General features: G+C 42.3%; 22 protein-coding genes. 7 read left to right on the top strand and 15 right to left on the bottom strand.

The annotated features are described in order from the left end of the window. The first annotated feature begins 395 nt into the window (after positions 1 to 395). From F0227_RS16730 to F0227_RS16740, 3 genes are all read left to right on the top strand, one after another. A complete protein-coding gene (locus F0227_RS16730) occupies positions 396 to 1,226 on the top strand; it encodes an outer membrane protein OmpK (protein WP_171754387.1) in 831 nt (276 codons plus the stop codon). Positions 1,227 to 1,604: 378 nt separating this feature from the next. Next, positions 1,605 to 2,453, top strand: coding sequence for a DUF3626 domain-containing protein (locus F0227_RS16735; protein WP_171754388.1), 849 nt, complete (start codon positions 1,605 to 1,607; stop codon positions 2,451 to 2,453). Positions 2,454 to 2,892: 439 nt separating this feature from the next. After that, the gene (locus tag F0227_RS16740) at positions 2,893 to 3,054 is read left to right on the top strand and encodes a hypothetical protein (protein WP_171754389.1); all 162 of its coding nucleotides are present in this window, start codon (positions 2,893 to 2,895) and stop codon (positions 3,052 to 3,054) included. Positions 3,055 to 3,269: 215 nt separating this feature from the next. On the opposite strand, the gene F0227_RS16745 is transcribed toward F0227_RS16740, so the two are convergent. Beyond that, positions 3,270 to 3,599, bottom strand: a complete 330-nt coding sequence (locus F0227_RS16745; protein ID WP_171754390.1) for a hypothetical protein — start codon at positions 3,597 to 3,599, stop codon at positions 3,270 to 3,272. Between the two features lie 302 nt (positions 3,600 to 3,901). Between F0227_RS16745 and F0227_RS16750 the strand changes: the two genes are divergently transcribed. Next, positions 3,902 to 4,630, top strand: a complete 729-nt coding sequence (locus tag F0227_RS16750; RefSeq protein ID WP_216613455.1) for a transporter substrate-binding domain-containing protein — start codon at positions 3,902 to 3,904, stop codon at positions 4,628 to 4,630. A 92-nt stretch (positions 4,631 to 4,722) separates the two neighbouring features. Here the strand turns inward: F0227_RS16750 and F0227_RS16755 are convergent, their stop codons facing one another. The 10 genes from F0227_RS16755 to hpaH form a co-directional block, all read right to left on the bottom strand. After that, complete coding sequence (locus tag F0227_RS16755) at positions 4,723 to 6,171, bottom strand: NAD-dependent succinate-semialdehyde dehydrogenase (protein WP_171754392.1); 1,449 nt, start codon at positions 6,169 to 6,171, stop codon at positions 4,723 to 4,725. Positions 6,172 to 6,214: 43 nt separating this feature from the next. Then, positions 6,215 to 7,423, bottom strand: coding sequence for a multidrug effflux MFS transporter (locus tag F0227_RS16760; RefSeq protein ID WP_171754393.1), 1,209 nt, complete (start codon positions 7,421 to 7,423; stop codon positions 6,215 to 6,217). After that, positions 7,416 to 7,895, bottom strand: coding sequence for a heme-binding protein (locus tag F0227_RS16765; protein ID WP_171754394.1), 480 nt, complete (start codon positions 7,893 to 7,895; stop codon positions 7,416 to 7,418). Before F0227_RS16765 ends, F0227_RS16760 begins: the two co-directional genes overlap by 8 nt. Before the next feature lie 4 nt (positions 7,896 to 7,899). Next, the gene (hpaD, locus tag F0227_RS16770; protein WP_171754395.1) at positions 7,900 to 8,754 is read right to left on the bottom strand and encodes a 3,4-dihydroxyphenylacetate 2,3-dioxygenase; all 855 of its coding nucleotides are present in this window, start codon (positions 8,752 to 8,754) and stop codon (positions 7,900 to 7,902) included. 67 nt (positions 8,755 to 8,821) lie between these two features. Beyond that, entirely contained in the window at positions 8,822 to 9,220 is a 399-nt protein-coding gene (locus F0227_RS16775) for a 5-carboxymethyl-2-hydroxymuconate Delta-isomerase (protein ID WP_171754396.1), read from the bottom strand. A gap of 105 nt (positions 9,221 to 9,325) precedes the next feature. Beyond that, the gene (gene hpaE / locus F0227_RS16780; protein WP_171754397.1) at positions 9,326 to 10,846 is read right to left on the bottom strand and encodes a 5-carboxymethyl-2-hydroxymuconate semialdehyde dehydrogenase; all 1,521 of its coding nucleotides are present in this window, start codon (positions 10,844 to 10,846) and stop codon (positions 9,326 to 9,328) included. Between the two features lie 107 nt (positions 10,847 to 10,953). After that, entirely contained in the window at positions 10,954 to 11,724 is a 771-nt protein-coding gene (locus F0227_RS16785; protein WP_171754398.1) for a fumarylacetoacetate hydrolase family protein, read from the bottom strand. A 2-nt stretch (positions 11,725 to 11,726) separates the two neighbouring features. Next, positions 11,727 to 12,380 carry a fumarylacetoacetate hydrolase family protein gene (locus F0227_RS16790; RefSeq protein ID WP_171754399.1) on the bottom strand — a complete coding sequence of 218 codons (654 nt, stop codon included), beginning with the start codon at positions 12,378 to 12,380 and terminating at the stop codon, positions 11,727 to 11,729. 20 nt (positions 12,381 to 12,400) lie between these two features. Then, the gene (hpaI, locus tag F0227_RS16795) at positions 12,401 to 13,207 is read right to left on the bottom strand and encodes a 4-hydroxy-2-oxoheptanedioate aldolase (RefSeq protein WP_171754400.1); all 807 of its coding nucleotides are present in this window, start codon (positions 13,205 to 13,207) and stop codon (positions 12,401 to 12,403) included. Between the two features lie 13 nt (positions 13,208 to 13,220). Further along, positions 13,221 to 14,024, bottom strand: coding sequence for a 2-oxo-hept-4-ene-1,7-dioate hydratase (gene hpaH, locus F0227_RS16800; RefSeq protein WP_171754401.1), 804 nt, complete (start codon positions 14,022 to 14,024; stop codon positions 13,221 to 13,223). 443 nt (positions 14,025 to 14,467) lie between these two features. Here hpaH and hpaC point away from each other — a divergent pair, with 443 nt between their 5' ends. Then, entirely contained in the window at positions 14,468 to 14,980 is a 513-nt protein-coding gene (gene hpaC / locus F0227_RS16805) for a 4-hydroxyphenylacetate 3-monooxygenase, reductase component (RefSeq protein WP_171754402.1), read from the top strand. Between the two features lie 191 nt (positions 14,981 to 15,171). Here the strand turns inward: hpaC and F0227_RS16810 are convergent, their stop codons facing one another. The 4 genes from F0227_RS16810 to aroG form a co-directional block, all read right to left on the bottom strand. Further along, positions 15,172 to 16,245 (bottom strand): AarF/UbiB family protein, encoded by a 1,074-nt coding sequence (locus F0227_RS16810; RefSeq protein WP_171754403.1) that lies wholly within the window; start codon positions 16,243 to 16,245, stop codon positions 15,172 to 15,174. Between the two features lie 184 nt (positions 16,246 to 16,429). Continuing rightward, positions 16,430 to 16,981, bottom strand: a complete 552-nt coding sequence (locus F0227_RS16815; RefSeq protein ID WP_171754404.1) for a GNAT family protein — start codon at positions 16,979 to 16,981, stop codon at positions 16,430 to 16,432. 145 nt (positions 16,982 to 17,126) lie between these two features. Further along, positions 17,127 to 17,876: a hypothetical protein gene (locus F0227_RS16820; RefSeq protein WP_171754405.1), complete on the bottom strand. Its 750-nt coding sequence runs from the start codon at positions 17,874 to 17,876 to the stop codon at positions 17,127 to 17,129. A 270-nt stretch (positions 17,877 to 18,146) separates the two neighbouring features. Beyond that, a complete protein-coding gene (gene aroG / locus F0227_RS16825; RefSeq protein WP_171754406.1) occupies positions 18,147 to 19,196 on the bottom strand; it encodes a 3-deoxy-7-phosphoheptulonate synthase AroG in 1,050 nt (349 codons plus the stop codon). A 311-nt stretch (positions 19,197 to 19,507) separates the two neighbouring features. On the opposite strand from aroG, the gene F0227_RS16830 reads away from it, so the two are divergent. Both F0227_RS16830 and F0227_RS16835 read left to right on the top strand, forming a co-directional pair. Then, the gene (locus tag F0227_RS16830; protein ID WP_301338372.1) at positions 19,508 to 20,239 is read left to right on the top strand and encodes an amino acid ABC transporter ATP-binding protein; all 732 of its coding nucleotides are present in this window, start codon (positions 19,508 to 19,510) and stop codon (positions 20,237 to 20,239) included. Further along, complete coding sequence (locus F0227_RS16835) at positions 20,239 to 21,036, top strand: amino acid ABC transporter permease (protein WP_171754407.1); 798 nt, start codon at positions 20,239 to 20,241, stop codon at positions 21,034 to 21,036. The genes F0227_RS16830 and F0227_RS16835 overlap by 1 nt, the downstream gene beginning before the upstream one ends. The last annotated feature ends 24 nt before the right edge of the window (positions 21,037 to 21,060 follow it).

Here is a 21,060-nt window from a genome sequence, read left to right on the forward strand (position 1 = left end):
CGAAACTGGAAGCAAGCGCTGAACCGCTTTATGATTATGTTCGAAGACCGATTAACTGAATACTTGTAACCAATGGCAGTTACACAGAATTATTTACAGGGTCACTGAAAAATTAACTGAGTATACAAAATCTTTGAAGGAATTATCTTATAAGTTTGATTTATTAGTTAGCTCATTTAAATATTGATATTTCTATTTAACCCTGTCTTTCAAACATTATTCGCCCATCTTTGATGGGCTTTTTTTGATTTTTATTTTAATAAAATACTTTCTTTAAATGCCAAGTTGCTCATTTCAATTCGGACATTTGCCGTCGATCATACAGTGACTTTCATTAATATATTCTTTGTCTAGTTACATTAGGCATATTTATTTTAACTTAGAGAAGAGTAATTATGAAAATAAGTTTTACTTCTGTTGTTGTATTATTTTCCTTGCTGTCGTTCGGAGCTAACTCAAAACAATATACAGATGATGTTCACAAGGATGATTATAAATGGATTCAGCTTGATTTAATTCATACTATAGATCAGAAGCCTCATGTTCAGGGAGAAGGATATCAAGATACATATTTCGAGATGGAGTTTGGAGGTCGTTCAGGAATATTCGATTTGTATGGTTATGTTGATTTATTTGATGTAACAAATTCATCTGATAGTGACAAGCATGATGGACAAAACCTATTTGTAAAGTTTGCGCCTAGAATGTCTCTAGATGCATTAACCGGAAAAGATTTGTCATTTGGTCCTGTCCAAGAGCTTTATATCGCAAACGTAACTAGTGCAGGCCCTAACCAGCTTGAAATATTGTTAGGCTTAGGTTCGGATGTGGAAATTCCTTTTCTTGGAAAAATGGGAATGAATTTATACTCTCGTTATTCGGTGGAAAACTTTGGCAACAAAGATGAGAACTCATTTAATGGTTATATGTTTTCTATGAACTGGTTTAAACCTTTTTATTTCTTTGAGAATGGCTCGTTTATTTCGTATCAAGGCTATTTAGATTACATGTTCGGTGCTGATAAGTATGAGGATCAACCAAGTCTTTCCACATCAGGAGGTGGAACCTTTCATGGTATTTACTGGCACTCTAAACAGTATGCTGTGGGTTACGGCTTGAAGTATTTTCATGATACTTATGGTATAAAAGATGGTGCAATGGGCTTCGCTGGTAAGAACGAGTCTACTGGATTTGGTCATTATTTTACTATGGCTTATAAATTTTAAAACTCCATTATTCTCTATAATGACACGATGTAAACAATCCACCTGCACAGCAGGTGGATTTGATTGCCCCCTATCAAGGGGCTTATTTAACTACCGAGCCCCAGCAACGAGCTAATAGAACAAACTATCGCTTCCCAGACCAGTGACACTCAGTAACTCAAATATTTCCACACCTCGCATGAGAACAAGCCGATTGTTTATGACTTGTCTCCGCTTAATTTGATTACGCTTCGCTAGAAAGCCTACTCATCCAACTTCGTTACTCATCAATTGATTTCAATTTGAAGCATTCATTAAGAGCGGGCATTATATGAAGATTAAAAGTGACGTTCTCCCGTATAAACAACGTTATGCCCTTTATCGCAAACAGGAGGTTTCATGGCTAAAAATGCCGTAGAGCAAGCGATCGAAAATATCCGATTGAAGTCGAAAGGAATGAAGGGTTCTTTAAGTTGCGCTATTACAATTAATTTTCACCCAGACCGTTATACGTCAAACAATAAGCCGCTGCTTCAAGCTATTGCGGATGATGGTTTTTTGAAATCTCAATTTGAAACAGCGACAAGCAATGGTGGTTTAACGGCATATGCTGGCGGTGAGCGATGGTCGTGGGAACAAAGTGTCTTTGATGGCGCGTACGATAATGCCCCAAACAACCTCAGACCAAAATATGGTGCGCTAAATTATCGCCATTATGCAGCAGGGGCTTCCTGTCGTTTTGGTTCTTCTTTCTTTCAATTGAAGCCTCACATTTTTGAGCGAACAACATTTTGCTACCCAGATAGTTTTTTTCAGCCCGAAGATTTTGCTGTCTCTAGCAACTTAATGACACTCATTGATAAAGCTTCGTCATCAAATGTGGATTTGTTAGATGACTATATTGAGGCCCACGTTCATGGGATTGTATCGGTAAAAGAAGATATTGAATGTGTTGTGTTAGACCCGATTTATCGCTCTACAAATGTCGCTGAATATGCCTCAAAACTGGGTGTGCCGATAAAATGGCACCATGGTTATGAGCTAAGTCTTGAGGAAATGCGTCGTCATCCTGACTATCGTGGGCAGCAATTTATCGAACTCGCTACAGAGCTGGCTCATAACGGTAAGATTAATGCGAGAATACTGGGGTTAGCCATTACAGAGCAAGGTTATGACGAACAAGACGTCAAAAAAGTTTGGCATTACTTGGCTCGATTTGGATATCGCACTGTCTCTGCAAGCAATTAACACTTCAAGTTACTTATTCTAGTTTAATGCCTAGAGTCTAAGGTTCTGTTTTTGGCTAACTCTTCGCCAAAAACAGGCCACAAAAACCAAGCGTAAACGGGAATCGCCATCAAGTTTAATTTATTGACACTTCAACCCTAGAAATCATATGCTTAGCTCGCACTGGCAAAATCCAGTGTCGGGATTAGGAACCCTGCATTCAAATACATAGGCGCATTGATACCAGCTTTAACTGGATAATAATGTGCGGCTTTAGCACACCTGAATTTAATGGCATTGCCTATTTTAACGGCAAAAAACAACATTATGGTGAGCTGAGCGAGGGCGCTTCGGCGCGCCGTTTCCTATGTAGCGGTAGTTCCTAACCTTGTTCAGTTCGCCACCCCTTGATTAGGAACCTTTGAATGGTGATTAACCAGAATCTACATAGGATCTAGCTATGAACTCAGCGAACAATTCTCAACCCGATTTCTACTTACAAGTTGAAGACTTTATTCTGAATGCCTGTATCGAAGGCACCAACAACGATGCGTTGAGCAATGAAATACGCCTATTTTTGTTAACGCTGCTGAATCACTATAAACAACAAGATCAGGAATAAGAACAAAACAGAAAAGAAAAGACACCGTGAGTTAATGGATTAACGGTGTCTTTGTCATGGCTACAATGCATTGGCTTGTCACATTGCGAACGCAAATATTGTTTTCCTTGTTACCACTCTACAAATTACGATGAACAAAGGAACAAAGGAACAAAGGAACAAGGTGAGATTATATTGAGAGGCAACAGGAAAGTTACCTCTCAATTTAGAGGACCTTATAGATTTGAAAATCTCCTAGAGCCTCTATGCGATTGAAACTCATCCATATTAATGAACTCGTCATGGTCGACGTCAATGCGTTCAAACATCTCATCGCTATAAACTGAATTCTTTAATAAACGACCTTCTGATCTACGAAGTTCCTGTCTTGCCTTTTGGAAATCAACAAACTCTTCTTCAGATATCAAACCATCTTGGTTTACATCAATATCTGCAAAGACAGGAGCTTGAGACATCCCCATTCGACCATTTCCTTTTGCAGCAACATCCACTGAAAGAGAAATAGTTAGGCAACCGAGTAATATAGAAAAGATATATTTATTCATGGTCATCTCCTTTACCAATTTCCCACATAAATCATACTCCTTTTAACCATAATTAGTGTAAGGTTATGTAAAGGTCAAAAGGATTGTTCTAAAGTCTTATTCCTGAGACTCAGCAAAAACTGATAGCATCCATAGAAGAAAGTGCTAACAGGCACACCTTTTACTATTGAACCTGTTTCAACCTCAAAGTCGTTCAATCTCACATAGTGACACATTACTTTTGTCAGCTTGATCGCTATTGACTAGGCTATTATTAATTGTTCGACTTTACTCCATACAAATTACAAATGAGATATCTACCATTGCGACAATCCATTACTATCTTGTTCATTTCTCTATTCTCTTCATTGGTGTCAGCTGAAACGTTCCACGTAATGCTGCATACAGGATCATTCCCACCTTACTTTTTTGAAGAAGATGATGCACGGACAGGAACGATCAAAGATATTTACTCAGCCATTGCTGAAGAAACAGGTGATACCTTTGAGTATGTCAGGGTTCCTTTTAATCGAGCTCTGCATAAGTTCGAAGTAGGTGAGATCGATATTGAGCCGATGACCAATCCAGCGTATCGAGGGAAGTCAAAGGTCATTGGTGTTTATAGTATCCCATTTACCGTGGCCGAAGAGGTTATCCTATTTAATAGTGACCACCATATCAGAGTTAATGGACCAGATGACCTATTAGACAAAACAGTAGGAGTCATAAAAGGGTACCACTACCCTAAATTCTCACACTATTTTAACGATGGGCGTATCAAAACATCGTCGGTAAAAAATGAAAATATACTGATCAAGTTATTGCTTGCTGGTCGCTTCGATCAAGCACTCATCAATAAAGATTTTGCTCAGTATGAAATTCAACAGCAACATATAAATAAACGAGTCGTGGTAGGTAAAACCTACAACTCGCTCGATATGATGCTGCGCTTGCATCCAAACAAAGAAGAGGCGTTACCTAGGTTCAACAAGGCGATTGATAAGTTAGTAAAAGATGGCACTATCGAGAAGATTTATGACCGCTATCGCTAATTAAGGCACCGTTCGCTCAGTTCAGTTCGACAATGAGCTCGCTTGACAAAAAAACCAGCGTACAAACGCTGGTTTTTTTAATCCAGTGACGGTTATAAACCGCCCATTAACATGTATTTTGACTCCAAGTAATCATCCATACCTAAATGAGAACCCTCACGGCCAAGACCGGACTCTTTTACGCCACCAAATGGCGCTAAGGTTGTCGATATCAGCCCTTCATTTATACCTACAATTCCTGTCTCCAGCTCTTCAGCGACGTTCCAAGCTCTAGCAAGAGATTGAGTATAAACATAAGACGCTAAACCAAATTCGGTGTCGTTAGCTCGCTGTAACACCTCTTCATCGGTCTCAAACGAAAACAGCGCCGCAAGAGGACCAAACGTCTCTTCCGTTGCCACTTGCATTTGATCTGTTATACCGATTAACACATGAGGAACCACTAACCGACTGCCCTGTGGAGGCAACTGGCCATAAAGTACCTTAGCGCCTTTATCGCAAGCGTCTTGGATATGTTCGGTGACTTTATTTACCGCGGCGTCATTAATAAGAGGGCCGATAGAAACGCCTTCTTCAAAGCCGTCTCCCACTTTTAATTGAGCAACTTTGTTCGCCAGTTTAGTAGCAAACTCATCATACACTTTGCTATGAACAAAGAGTCGGTTGGCACACACACAAGTCTGTCCGGCATTACGGAACTTGGCGATCATGGCCCCTTCTACAGCGGCATCAATATCCGCATCGTCAAAGACAATAAACGGTGCATTTCCACCTAACTCTAAAGAGAGTTTTTTAACCGACGATGCCGATTGCTCCATCAAAATTTTGCCGACATTGGTTGAGCCAGTAAACGAGAGTTTACGCACCACTTTACTTTGAGTTAGCTCGCCACCGATGGCAATGGCATCTCCAGTAACGACACTAAATACCCCTTTTGGTATCCCTGCTCGCTCTGCAAGCTCTGCCAACGCCAAAGCGGTAAAAGGAGTGTCAGGCGCCGGCTTTAAGATAACAGGGCAACCTGCGGCAAATGCAGGGCCACATTTTCTGGTGATCATTGCAGCTGGAAAGTTCCAAGGCGTAATGGCGGCGACAACACCAATAGGCTCTTTGGTGACTAAGATTCTCGCACTACTTTTATGGGTTGGAATGATATCCCCGTAAGCACGACGTGCTTCCTCCGCAAACCACTCTATAAAGCTGGCGGCGTACATCACTTCACCTTTTGCTTCGTTAAATGGCTTACCTTGTTCGGTCGTCATGATGGTGGCAAGATCATCACAATGCTCAAGCATAAGCTCATACCAACGACGAAGCACTTTAGCACGATGCTCGGCAGTCTCTTTTTTCCACAATTTAAATGCAACCTGAGCGCTCTCAATCGCTTCTTGGGTCTCTTTTTGTCCCATATTAGGCACATGACCAATCACCTCATCGGTAGATGGGTTGGTGATCGCGGTTACATCGCCATCAAGAGCACTTTTCCATTGACCATTGATGTAACATTGTTGTTTAAACAAACTCATATCATTTAATTGCATTACCTAGATCCTTGTAAAAAGTCGACAATCTTTCTGTCTTCCATCAGTTTGTCGAGGGCATAGTTGTCTCTTGCTGCGGCATTAAATAGTGGTGACAGTAGAGATATAAAACGATAGCGATGATGGCAAAGCTCGTTAGCAATATAGGCAACATAATAAAGCCAATATACTCGACTAACAGACCAATGAGCTGTGCAAACAGTGCGCCCAATAATAGCTGGATAAAACCAAGTAAACCAGAAGCTGACGCCCGATTAACCGGCACAGCAGAAATCGATAAAGACTGCAGGTGAGGCTGGCTTAACCCCCGCCCAAAAGTAAAAATGGCCATGGAAAGAAACAGTGTCTGGTAACTGACGGAATAAAAGCTCAACGATAGCAGCATAGTCACGGCGCCCACTAACGAAAGGCAATGGCCGGCGACAATTGTGGTGGCATGTGACCATTTAGCCGACAGCTGCGCACTGGCAAAGCTACCAGCCATAAAGCCGAGTGCAACAAACAGAAACCAAAAGCCATACTGCGTTAAATTATCTCCCAGCAGTTGATGAGCAATAAACGGAGCGCAAGTTACAAACGCAAAAAAACCACAGGCAATTAAGGTACTCGATAATGCAAGGCTGGTGTATACCCTATTTGATATTAGCCAGCGATACGTGGCCAAAAAAGAAGATTTTCTCGCCACGTTTTTTTCAGTAATAGGCTTTGGATACTGAAAGAAAACCCCTAACCAGACACAAAATGCCATAAACATTGGCAAATAAAATACCGAATGCCAGCCAAAAATCTCTGCTGACACACCGCCGATGGTTGGTGCAATAGCTTGCGAAACGGCCACACCCATGGTGATGTAACTCAGCTTCTCAACCGCTTTTTCTGACGGGTAAATATCAACAAGTATACTGCGAGCCAGCATCATACCAATGCAGCCGCCTGCGGCCTGCATCACTCGACTTAGCAGTATCAAAGAGACAGAACTGGCAAAAACACCCACCAAGCCACCAACAATATGCAGCCCAAATCCCCACAATAGTAAGCGTCGTTTACCATATTTGTCCGCGATCGGCCCTGCAAACAACTGACCAATTGCCAGCGTTGCCAAATAAGCCGTAAAACTCAACTGAATGATGTTACCTGAAGAAGAAAACTGTTCCGCCAGCAACGGCATGATGGGGGCGACAATATTGAGGGCAACAGGGCTAACCATTGCCATTAGAATTAAAAATAGGGTCAGTTGATTGTCTTTATTCATGGGATGAATAACAGTGCGAACCATGCAACGGCATAGCGCGAGACTGCTGAATAGCCTGTTGCTGAAACGCCGCTACGCCTGCATTTGCGCAGGCGGCATCTTGGTCTTCGCTTGCACCAGACACACCGATCGCTCCGACTAGCTGGTCGTGGTAATAGATGGGCTCTCCACCAGCAAACAGCACCATGCGTTTTTGATGAGACAAGCCATGCAGCAAGGAAGGTTTCGCCTCTAATCGGCTGTTCCACTCTTTAGTGGCAAAACCAAAACTCACTGCGGTATAGGCTTTATCTGCGGAAATCTGCGTGCAAGGAAGTGCAGCATGATTAATGCGTATCTGGCTGAGCGGGTTGCCGTGTCTATCCAGCACCGATACTGAGACTTTAAGTTGGTTACTCTCTGCGTACTCAATGGCTGCTTGTGCAATCAACAGAGCCGATTGCCAGCTTAAACTCGTATCGGTGACAAACATGTGACTACAACACCTCAAACAGTACGTTAACTTGTCCTGTTCCCGAACTCGGGAAGTACTCACTTACAATTCGGCCTTTGCCTTTGTAGTTATCCCAACCAAGCGCTCCGAACAGCATAGCGGTATCATGCATTCCACCTTCACCATCACATTTATCCGCGTAATCAGGCAACATTTTAAGGAAAGTGTCGATATCGCCATTCTCCCACATCTCTAATACATGCAGATCCATCTGACGGTTGAACTCTTTAGAGATAGTGAACGTTCCGTTGTTGGCGGCGTAATCTTCGTTATCCCAAATACGGTGTGATAATGAACCAGAGGCCAATAGCATCACTCGGCTATCACTGGCTTCTATCGCTTCACGAATGGCTTCACCCAACTTGCGTGACGACTCTAAGCTATGCACGGTACACATTGCCGCAACAGAGACCACTTTAAAGTGCTTATCTTCATTCATATAACGCATTGGAACCAAGGTTCCGTACTCAAGCTCTAAAGATTCCACTTGATGAGAAAGGGTAAACACCCCTTTTTCGGTCGCGATATCCGCAATCAAATCACCCAGTTTAGAATTACCTTCATACTCATAAGGTAAGTCCTTAATAAAATGAGGGAATTCGTTACTGGTAAATACCCCTTTAAAGTGCGCTTTAGAATTAATGTGGTAACCCGCATTCACTAGCCAGTGTGTATCTAATACCACAACCGTATCAACGTTATTGTCACGCGCCAATTGGGCGATCTCTTTATGGCCATTTATAGCGTGATCACGACAACCAAATAATTTCCCTGGCTGCTCCGACATAAGCATGGTCGGTACGTGCGTAATTTTTGCAGCAACAACAAGTTCACCCATCTTGTCTATCTCCCTGTTAGGTAAATCAAAGCCTCGTAAGCTCTAATTAAAATTCAATTAAATTCCGTTATTGGTTATTGGACAGTGCTTTCAGTTTTTCATGTATATTGTTTTTTTTGTAATTAAGTACGGGATGTAACTCGGTAAGCTCAAATCCAATACTTAAATAGCGGCTGGAAAAAATAGGCTGTAAAAAATCAGTAAACGCCTGAAAAATAGTATCTCCAGCTTGCTGTAATGTTTCGATTGGCCGCCCACTTCCCACTTTAGCGGTTAAATGAATAAAGCCATTTTCAGCGGCACCTTCAGCAACTCGAAAATGTTCACAGCGAATCGCACGGCTACGAATGCCCCCCAAAGGAAAAACACCTGTGGAGACTGCCGTGTCATTCAACACTTTCAGCAGTTGTGGAATATCCAACTGTTCTTCGATATTGGCAGAGTACTCAACGATAAAGTGTGGCATTCAAGTTCCTTTTGTTTATCTTGTTTTAATAAATCATCTGATAAGGTGGTGACTAAAACAGGGCCTCTTTAAACCACGTTTTAATCACCTTTAGCTAATCGCTAGTTATCGACCGAGTACGGGAACCGTGTGCGTATCAAAGGCGATACAAACATTCTTAGTTTCCATATAGAAATCGAAACTCCAGTCACCACCATCGCGGCCTACACCAGACATTTTCACACCACCAAATGGTGACGGAAGGTTACGGTTATTTTCTGAGTTAACCCAAACCATACCAGACTCAACAGCATGAGCCATACGCATAGAACGCCCGGTGTCTTTAGTCCAGATATAAGCGGCCAGGCCGTAATCGGTATCATTCGCCATCTGAATGGCTTCTTGCTCCGTGTCGAACGTTAACGCCGTTAGTACTGGGCCAAAAATTTCTTCACGAGCAATTCGCATACTATTATCTGCATCGGTGAATAGAGTTGGCGTTAGGTAATTACCATTGCCAAGTGTGGTAATTTTTTTGCCACCAACAGCAACCGTTGCGCCATCTTCAATCGCGGCATCAACATAACTCAAAACTTTGTTGTAGTGAGAGCTATGTACTAGCGGACCAACCTCTGTGGCTGGATCCAACGAATGCCCGACTTTAATATTGGCCACACGCTCTTTTAATGCAGCGATAAATTTGTCTTTAATACCCGATTGCACCAATAGTCGACTTGAACTGGTACAACGTTGACCGTTTAGACTGTATATCATAAACACTACAGCATCGAGGGCGCGCTCAAAATCCGCGTCATCAAAGACGATTACCGGGTTTTTGCCACCCAGCTCAAAGTGAGAGCGCTTCAACGTATCGGCGGCTTGTTTTTGAATCATAGAGCCGGTAACCGTTTCACCAACAAACGCAATTGCTTTAATCGCTTTATGTTGCGTTAGCTCTTTACCTGCCACTTCACCAAAGCCGTTAACCATGTTCCAGACACCTGCTGGCAGTCCTGCTTCTTCTGCACACTCTGCTAGAATAGCCGCAGTTAGAGGGCTAAACTCAGCTGGCTTATGAACAATCGTACAACCTGACGCTAACGCCGGAGCTATCTTCCATGTCGATAGCATAAAAGGCGTATTCCAAGGTGTAATAACCGCAACTGGCCCAATTGGAGTACGGACGGTAAAGTTAGTATGAGTATCTTGCTGCAGAGCTAAACCATTGCGAGCTTCTGGCGCTTTATCCGCGAAGAATCGAAAGTTAGCGGCGCCACGAACAGCGGCTTGGCGCATAAAACGCAGAGGCTGACCACAATCGGAAGACTCTACTAAAGCAATCTCTTCTGCTCTCGCTTCAATTTTGTCTGCCAGTTTATGCAAAATGGCTTTACGCTTTGCTCCATTCATTGCTGCCCATTCAGCTTGAGCAGCTTGTGCCGCATCACACGCAGCCGCCACATCTTCTTTGGTGGCTTTTACTACCATGCCTAACGATTGGCTATCAATGGGTGAAGTGTTATCAAAGGTTTCACCTTCTGTTCCTAGCGTCCACTCACCATTAATGTAATGACCGAGTGTTTTGTCCTTAAAGCGAGCTAAATAGGTAGCGGCTTTATCAATATTGTTTTGAAGTTCCTGACTCATAATTTCGTCCCTTTTAATCATTGACGCTAAGGTTATTTACGCTAAAGATATTGGCCTATCGTCGTTATATATTGTTTGAAGATCGGCCGAGGCCGATCGAACAGTGTCTAATAATTTGACCCGTAAAACTCTTGCTCCGAAACCATATGGGTTTCTAATGCCCCTATTTTTTCGATAGAGCAGACAACCACATCACCAGGCTGCATATCCTTGAGCCCTTTAGGTGTGCCGGTAGCAATCATGTCGCCGGGTTTAAGCGTCATCGTGGCGCTGAGATACTCAATCAAAAACGGAACATCAAAAATCATATCTGCGGTTGTGCCTTGCTGAGTCACTTCACCATTAACTGTCGTTTCCAGTTTCAGGTCGCTTATGTCGCCCACATCATCCTTGTCTATTAACCAAGGGCCAATTGGACATAATGAGTCGCGACTTTTTACTCTAAGGTTTGGTCGATAGTAATTTTCTAGGTAGTCTCGGATAGCAAAGTCATTACAAATGGTGTATCCCGCAACATAGTCCATCGCCTCTTCGCGAGGAATATCCTTTCCTTCTTTACCAATAACAGCAACCAACTCACACTCGTAATGCATAAATTCAATATCATCAGGACGATAGGAGTTTTGCTTGTGGCCCGTTAAAGTATTTGGCCCTTTAATAAACACTAACGGCTCAGTTGGTGGCGCAAAAGCCAGTTCTGAGGCATGGTCAGCATAGTTCAAACCCAGCGCAAATATGGTTCCCGGTTTTTCAATTGGTGAAAGCCAAGTGACTTGCTCTTCATTCAGTTTCTCGCCAGAGTCTGTTATTAATTCACCAGCTTGAGTCACTTCTACTTGATATACTGTCTCTTGAAAGAGTACGCGTGCTCTCTTCATTGTTACTCTCCCATTACCGAATTATTAAGTTGAACAAAACCACTCATCGTTGAACTGACACTATCACCTGCTTGCACTGGAATGCGTTCCCCAGGGAAGCCAACCGCGATAACATCTCCGGCCTCTAGGGTCATAATGGTCGAAATCAAACTGATAAGCTGTTCTACACTTCGGTGTAAATCTGTCACTTTTAGCGTGCGTTGCTGCTGGCCGTTAACAGAGGTCGTCACCTCTAAATCTTGCAAAGAAGAGATATCAGACATCGCCACTGGCTTTTGTGCCACAGGTGCAGAACCATCAAGACACTTCCCTTTAATATCCGGGCGGTAGTAGCTAGTTTCAGGTAACGAGAAATCGTGAACCAGAGATAAACCACCAATATACTCAACTGCGCTCTCTTCGCTAACACGGCAACACTGCTTACCAATAACCACAGCGATACTGGCTCCTACAACCAGTGATTGGCCATCTTTTGCTGGTGCAATCTTGGCCTCATCAGTAGACCACGTATTATGGGTTTTAAAATACAGTACCGGCTGCGTTGGCGGTTTGAGATACGGTTTTTCATTGAATGTGCTGTCTAGCTGAGCAAGTTGGCTCGCATCATTGAGCGCGACACAAACAAGTTTACCTTTCACTATTTGGTTTGAACTCATTAGAAATCCTTTTATTTACATTAGTAGCCGCTTGATACAGGTTCATTACCTGTTGGCGTATTTTGATTTTTAACTTTTTGGATAAGTTGCTCTGCGCCCGTCCTTAGTAGCAGCGTATCGACACCTACCCCAATAAACTTGGTCCCAGTTTCAGCAAACTGCTGAGCGTTTTGCAAATTGAGCGAAAGAATGCCTGACGCCTTTCCAGACTGCTTAATCACCTCCATCGCCCATTCAATTTTCGCCACCACTTCTGGATGGTCTGGGTTGCCAACGTGCCCCATAGCACCGGACAGATCGGATGGGCCGATAAACACCCCATCAACCCCATCTACAGCCACTATCTGTTCAAGGTTATCCATCGCTTCTAACGTTTCGACTTGAACTATCAAACAGATCTCATCATTGGCTTTTTGTAGATACTGCGGCACTTTATTCCAGCGAGCGGCTCGGGCAAGAGAGCTGCCCATTCCACGAATACCTTCTGGCGGATAACGAACCGCAGAGACAAGTTCTTTCGCTTGCTCTGCGCTATTAACCATAGGAACTAATAAGGTCTGTGCACCAACATCTAACAACCTTTTGATCAACGATATTGATCCATTCTCAGGACGAACAATAGGAGAGACCGGATAAGGCGCTAATGCTTGAAGGTGATGCAGAATCGTTTTCAACTCAAATGGTGCGTGCTCACCATCAATTAACAACCAATCAAATCCCGCCCCTGCGCATATTTCCGCGCAAGAGGTGTCCGGTAAACCTAACCATAATCCCCACAATGTTTCGTCATTTTGTAGGGCTTTTTTAAACGTGTTTTCTGGCAACATAACCTTTACCTATCTAGACAAACTTAACGGAAATGCCACCAAGTGGACCAAAATCAGCATGGATGGTGTCTCCTGCTTTCACAGGTACTGGGCGGGTAAATGAGCCAGACAGAATGACTTGCCCCGGTTCTAGGCCGATATCATGGGGAGCAAAACGCTTACAGACCCAGCAGATACCATTTGCAGGGTTACCTAGCACACCTGCTGCTAAACCTGTCTCTTCAATCTGACCATTTAGGTACAACATGGCGCCAGCCCAACGCATATCAAAATCCATCGGTTTAATAGGGCGTCCGCCTACGATAATGCCGGCGTTAGCAGCGTTGTCTGCAATGGTGTCATAAACCTTACGGGTATAGCCGGATTCAGGGTCAGTACGGTGGCAGCGGGCAGCAATAAGCTCTAAAGAAGGGATGATGTAATCCGTGGCATTTAGAACGTCGAATATCGTGACGTTTTCGCCTTTTAGCGGCGACTTAAGAACAAAGGCGAGTTCAACTTCAATACGAGGATCAAGAAAGTCACCAACTGGAATTTGAGCACCATCTTCAAAAAACATATCATCCAGCAATACGCCATAATCTGGTTGGTCAATATTAACCGCCATCTGCATGGCTCTAGAGGTCAAGCCAATTTTATATCCTCGAACTTTAGCACCTTCACTCTTCTTTCTTTCCACCCACTCACTCTGGATAGCGTATGCATCTTCCATGGTCATATCTGGGTGTTCAAGGGTCAGGGCAGGTATTTGGTAGCGCTCTTTCTCTGCTGTATACAATTTTTCTGCGGCTTTCTGAATCTGCTCTTGAGTAAGCATAGTTTGACCTTCCTTTGCCAATATTCTTATTCTTGTTACGACGATAAAATCGGCGCATATTAGTTAACATATTAAACATCTTAATTAACATCTTAACTAATTACTAGACAATTTTAGTCAACATTTACCCCATTCTCGCTACATTTTTTACTTAACCCAATGATTAACAAAGAATTTATTTTGGATTAATATTGAATTTTTGTTAACAAATATGCGCATTTGATCACATTTCATTATTTAATATAGCGACGGCCAGTTTTTTCTTTTTGTCCAACCCATGATCAAAAAAAACACTACAAACCCTGAAAACACTAAGCTCTTAGTAGTGAATACCCACAACAAATTCTATGAAAAGTGCAAGCTTTAGCTGATTTCGTCTATTTTCATTTATTGACTTAGCACAGAAAATTAACATCACATTAACCATGAAGGGACGGATAAGGATGTCTAATCAACCACTATTTCGAGATGCAATGTCAAATCTAGCGGCTGCAGTAAATATTGTGACCACGGGTGGCGATGCTGGGACAGTAGGATTAACGGCAACAGCAGTATGTTCAGTCACTGATACACCGGCTACTATCATGGTGTGCGTGAATCGCAACAGCGCATCAAATGAACTCATTAAAGCCAACAAGCAGGTGTGCATTAATGTCTGCGCAGCAGAGCACCAACAATTGTCGTTAGACTTTGCTGGTATGACAGATATGACGATGGAAGAGCGCTTTGCCAATCCGGTATGGCAAAAAAATCTGCACGGAGTGCCTGTATTATCGGGCTGCCTAGCAAGCTTAGAAGGCCGAGTAGCCGATATATCTGAAGTAGGTACGCACAGTGTGTTCTTTGTCGAAGTTGACAATATTGTGGTCAACAAAGATAAAGATGCGCTCGTTTACTTCGCGAGAGAGTTTAAAAAAGTCGCTTGTGCCACACCAAAAGAAGAAGCATTGGTATAAAAGCAAGCTCATCAAATCAAATTTAGTAAGATCGTGTTGAGTGTATTGTCTTTTTTGCAGGTAAAAGGTCCCACTTTTACCTGCTTTTTTTGCCTAAAAAATGTCAAAAGTCGCACCAAAGCGAGAGCTTATTGGCCATCATTCACTGGCTATTGGTTTACAAGCGATATAGATTTACAAGCAATATAGATTTACAAACAATATTGACGAGCTAGCTCTCTTTTTTGCCGATAATCATTCAATAGAGCCTCAGCACTCTTATTACGGTTACCATAGAAAAACGCACCGTTGTGACTAAGTAGTTCAAAATGATTCGCTAACAACTGTTCGACTACATCTATTCTCCTTAGCGTCAACGAAGTACAACTTTTTCCATGTAGGTCATCTTCGATATCCAGTACATGAGAACGAAAAGAGTCCAATAGAAACCATTTGTCTCGCTGCTGCTCACTACTTAGTGTCTCTTTACACTGTAAATAGATCATCTCAGCATGCTGTACCACGTCTCGATCAGCGTGATTGCTTTTAAGCCACGCCAACTTTTGTTCATAAACCATGCTCGCTTGCTCTTTTACCATTTGATAGATCATTTTCTGTTGCTGTTCACTTATAGGCTGAGTAAGCAACCAACCAAACAGAAATCGAGTTTCGAACCGTTCTAACAAATGAAAAATTGGATCAGCTAAACCGTTGCTGTTTATCTCATGCAGAGGATCAAAACGGTACATATAGCCAAAATCAAACAACTTAATATCTCCACTGCGATCAACAAGAATATTGCCCGCACACAAATCCCATTCAAACAGCCCTTGCTGCTCACATGCCAGCAAAGTAGTAAACAGTTGAGCGATAGTGTTTTGGTTAAGTGAAGATATCTCCTCTCCTTCTATCCACGGAGACAAAATAATCCCTTGCCGATAGTTGGCGTAAATAGTGTCAACAATATGAACAAACTGATTAGATTGGCGCTTCAAACGTTCGAAGTCGTTACGGCGTTGAACTTCATTCAGGAAAGAGTATTTTCCGTCAACATTCAAAACCTTAGATTCAGCACGCTTCTTTTTTAATGTAAATTCGTTGCCATCGATACTTAAATGGAAGATTTCTGCGGTAAGCCCGTGAGTATAAACGTGTTTAACATAGGGTGAGGCTTCAGTGATATTAATTAGCTGCTCGATAGGAAGTGGGCAAGATTGGCTATCCCCTACCACAATATTTTGTGAGCTCTGATCAAAATGTTGCTGTGCAGATTGTCGATGATTCATTGTCTATCCTTATTACCTAAGCATAAACTCAATCTACTCGCTTAACGATTAGCCGAAATCCCCCTTATAACAATTTATTAACGCGTAGGCTTAGGGAGGAGAGGCAGATGACAGCCAGCGTATTGGCTTGCACGCTGTAGTTTCCCCTGCCTCACTCACTATATTAAACACCTTGGGGCAATGCTCACCGTTTGTGCTCTAGCCAATTCTTTTTGTGCATCGCATAAATGGTATGGTCCACAATACGACCATGTAAGTTTTCCGCGTTGGTTACTGTACCTTCTAGACGCAGCCCTAATCGCTCACAGACAGCGCGGCTGGCTCTATTTCCTTCAGCAGCCGATATCTGCACTTTTTCCATTGCTAACTGTTGAAAGGCCATATCTATCAATGCTGAAACCGATCGAGAAACAATACCCTTCCCTTGGTATTTGGATGCGATCCAGTAGCCGATCTCTACCGATTTAACATCTTTGCGGATAGAATTAAAACTGATGTTCCCGACAACCTCGTCACAATACATCATGGCACAGGTGATGCTTTTACCGTCGGCATAGTCATGTAAAGAACGACTAACAAAACCTCTAAAGTCCTCTTCAGTCTGACAATGTGGCGGCCACTGTAGCCATTCACTTAAATACTCAATATCATCAGCAACAAGCTTGACATATTGGCAGGCAAATGAAGGCTCAACTAGCGCCAACTTTATCTCTTTATCTATCGTTATTGAAAACATGCAATACTCTTATTTTTATTATTTAGGGCATCATATTGCATAATAAATATCAGACAATCAAATACTATTTGAGACAGAAAACAACTCATTAAAAAGCTACCCTAAAGGTAGCTTTTTAATTCGAGTGATGGGTAATACTTTTAATTTATACTTTCGGGAAATAATAACTTCTCACAAAGAATAAAGAACCATCAGGATTTTCTCTCAAGGCTAGATAAAAGTAAAAGGGACTATTCCCTCGAGTAAAAGGAAAGATGATCACTTTATAATTATTTGCATCATAATCTGGATCATTACAATTGCTAACAACAACATTAGTTGCACTAGAGTAGTATCCATTATCTGTTAATTGTCCATTAAAAATACAATTATTACTATCGGTAATAGTAAATTGTCCATCTTCTTCAAAATCCCATGATTTAGTGTTGCCAGATTCGCTGATGTTTATAGACTTTCCATACATATAGGACACAGTGAAAGGTGCTTGGTTCTTGCTCATAAAGAAGGTTAAGATTTGACCCGAAATATTTGTTCCCGCAACAGTGACTTGGTTATTGTTAAAACGGGCCTCCATTTTTTTTGTTGCGTCGTATTTAAGTTGTCCAGTCTGATTAGTGTAGTATAACCCTTCTCCAATATAGCGGTCAGCAGATGTCGTCCCTTTCTCTACAAGATATAGTTCTTTGTTTGCATTGTCATACAGTACCGCTGGCCAATCTTTTCTCTCAGCATCAATAAGCATTACCGTATTATCCACATCACTCGTATAAACACCATTTTTGACTACACGGGCTCCAGGATTTCCGCTACCGCTACCACTACCGCCATCACCACCACCACCGCAGCCTACTAACGACACTAAAGATAACGCTGCTGCATATAACCATACTCTCATAAATACCCCTTAATATAATATTTTTGAGAGAACAGTATTCAACATTAATAATTAACAATTGAATATCATATTCAACTATTAACATGGCAATTATGATAACAAATTATATTAGTTAATATTAAATTACAGTCAGCAATAAATACTGTATTTTTATAGGGATGACTTAGATAAATAACATTTTAAAGATGCTGAGAGATATAAAAAAGACCCCCAATAATTGGAGTGGCCAACTATTGGGGGTCAGTTCGTGAAGAAGGTTTTTATTATGAATTAAGCACGACGGGCAGAGACCGCATCGGCTAATTGACGCAATACTTTTTCTGTATCACCCCAACCAATACAAGCATCGGTAATAGACTGGCCATAGCAAGCAGCTTTGCCGTCCACCAAATCTTGTCTACCTTCAACAAGATGCGACTCAATCATCACACCAAATATTGCGCTGTCACCTGACGAGATCTGTTGGCAAACATCATCCGACACCACCATTTGGCGACGATAGTCTTTAGCACTGTTTGCGTGGCTAAAATCGATCATCACTTTTTGGCCTAAACCTGACGCTTCTAACTGAGACTTAATCGTTGCGACATGCTCTGCACTATAATTTGGCTCTTTACCGCCACGCAGAATAATATGGCAATCAGGGTTTCCGCCTGTTTCTACAATTGCAGAGTGCCCATACTTAGTGACCGATAAAAAGTGGTGTGAGGCGCTGGCACTACGGATTGCATCTGTGGCGATTTTGATGTTGCCATCCGTTCCGTTTTTAAAGCCTACAGGACAAGATAAGCCAGAAGATAATTCACGATGCACCTGAGATTCCGTAGTTCGCGCACCTATCGCTCCCCAGCTAATTAAGTCCGCCACATACTGAGGGGTAATCATATCTAAGAACTCACTGGCGGTTGGCATTCCCATATCCGTCAAGTCCAACAAAAGCTTACGACCAATTCTCAAGCCATCATTCAATTTGTAGGTGTCGTTCATATACGGGTCATTTATCAGCCCTTTCCAACCAACGGTCGTACGTGGTTTTTCAAAGTAGACTCGCATGACAATTTCTAGGCGATCACCCAGTTCGTCTCTTAATACTTTTAACTTCTTTCCATACTCCAACGCTGCCTCAGGATCATGAATGGAACAGGGTCCAATAACAACGAGCAAACGATCATCTTTGTCTTGCAAAATATTATGAATCGCCTTTCGAGCTTGGTAAGTGGTTGAGGCTGCGGTTTCTGTCGCGGCATACTTTTCCAAAACGGCCACCGGCGGGAGTAACTCTTTAACTCTATTAATTCTTACATCATCAGTTTGATACATAACTGCACTTCTTCCTGTATTACATCGTACTCACGCTATACTCGATTTATCACTAGTAAGTAATCTATCGGTATGCAGGACCTTTATTTTCATCATTCATGTAACTTATCTATTAAAAATGAGAACTTCAACCAGTTTTTTGCACAAAATTCAATATTAATGCTATTTTTACACTTTTCACACTTTGTAAAATATATTTTACAGTTGTTTTTTCTTATGACTATAAACTGCATGAATTTAAGGTGAATTCTGCATTTTGGTTAAATTTATGTATATACTTAGCAATAAATACAAAAAAGAATGAGTTAGTTTTGACCCAAAACCAATCATTGGCCATTGAGTTTGAGAATGTAGACAAGTGGTTTGATAACTTTCAGGCTTTATCGGATATTAAGTTATCTGTTCATGAAGGCGAGATCTTGGTTATCTGCGGCCCATCAGGCTCAGGGAAATCCACATTAATTCGTTGTATCAATGGGTTAGAAGCAATTAACTCAGGTAAACTGACGGTTCTTGAAAAACAAAATTTGTCTCAACAACAGGGCAAAGTCGGTATGGTTTTTCAACACTTCAACCTTTTCCCGCACCTCACTGTTTTACAGAATCTCACGCTTGCTCCAATGAGAACGTTGAAGCTGTCAAAACAACAAGCTGAAGAGCGCGCACTCCATTTTTTAAATCGGGTTCATATTGCTGATCAAGCGGAAAAATTCCCTGTGCAATTATCTGGCGGCCAACAGCAACGAGTCGCGATAGCACGTTCACTGTGTATGATGCCTAGTATTATGCTGTTTGATGAACCAACATCCGCACTGGATCCTGAGATGATTAATGAAGTACTGGATGTGATGGTTGAATTGGCTCAAGATGGTATGACCATGGTGTGTGTGACTCATGAAATGGGGTTTGCTAAAAAAGTCGCCGATCGCGTTGTTTTTATGGATGAAGGAGAAATCATTGAGGTTGCACCACCAGAAACACTATTTTCATCACCTCAAAATCAACGCACACAAGCCTTCTTAAAACAAATTCTGAGCCATTAATGCTGACAACTATTATCAAGCCCACGCTTTCTGCTATCGTGCAAATACTGTTATTGCTCGCAGGGCTCAGCTGGTTGCTGGACAGTGGCGCAGACGCAATGGGATATCGTTGGCAATGGCATCGCATTCCCGATTACTTATGGTTCTATGAAGACCAACAATGGTGGCCGGCAGAGTTATTAGAAGGGCTTCTAGTAACAATTAAGGTCTCCATGTTAAGCCTTGCGGCCACATTAATCTTAGGCTTGATTACCGCGCTGCTTAGGTTGTCTAACTCGATTGTTGGCCGCTTTCTAGCCCGTAGCTATATCGAGATCATTCGCAATACGCCTTTGTTGGTTCAAATATACCTCCTTTATTTCGTATTTGGCCCCGTGATAGGGCTAGACCGTTTCGCAACGGCAGTATTGGCTTTGGCTATTTTTCAGGGAGCCTATACCGCGGAAGTCTTTCGGGCAGGCTTAAACAGCATTGATAAGGGGCAGTTTGAAGCGGCAAGTACACTGGGGCTTTCTCGCTTCTTTACTTACCGCGACATTATTTTGCCACAGGTTATTCAGAAAACGCTGCCCCCTCTTACTAATGAAGCCGTATCGCTGGTAAAAAACTCGTCTATCGTGAGCGTTATGGCGATATTTGATTTAACGACAGAGGGACGAAATATCGTCTCTGAAACCGCTATGCCATTCGAAATATGGTTCACTGTAGCGGCAATTTATTTGCTACTAACCCTTTCACTATCAGGGTTGGCGGCTTATATGGAGCACAAACTAGGCTCTCAGTGGCGCAGCCGCTAGTACCGTGAGTCGAGAGAAAAACTA

This window comes from Vibrio sp. 99-8-1 (genome assembly GCF_013114595.1).
Classification (GTDB): Bacteria; Pseudomonadota; Gammaproteobacteria; order Enterobacterales; family Vibrionaceae; genus Vibrio.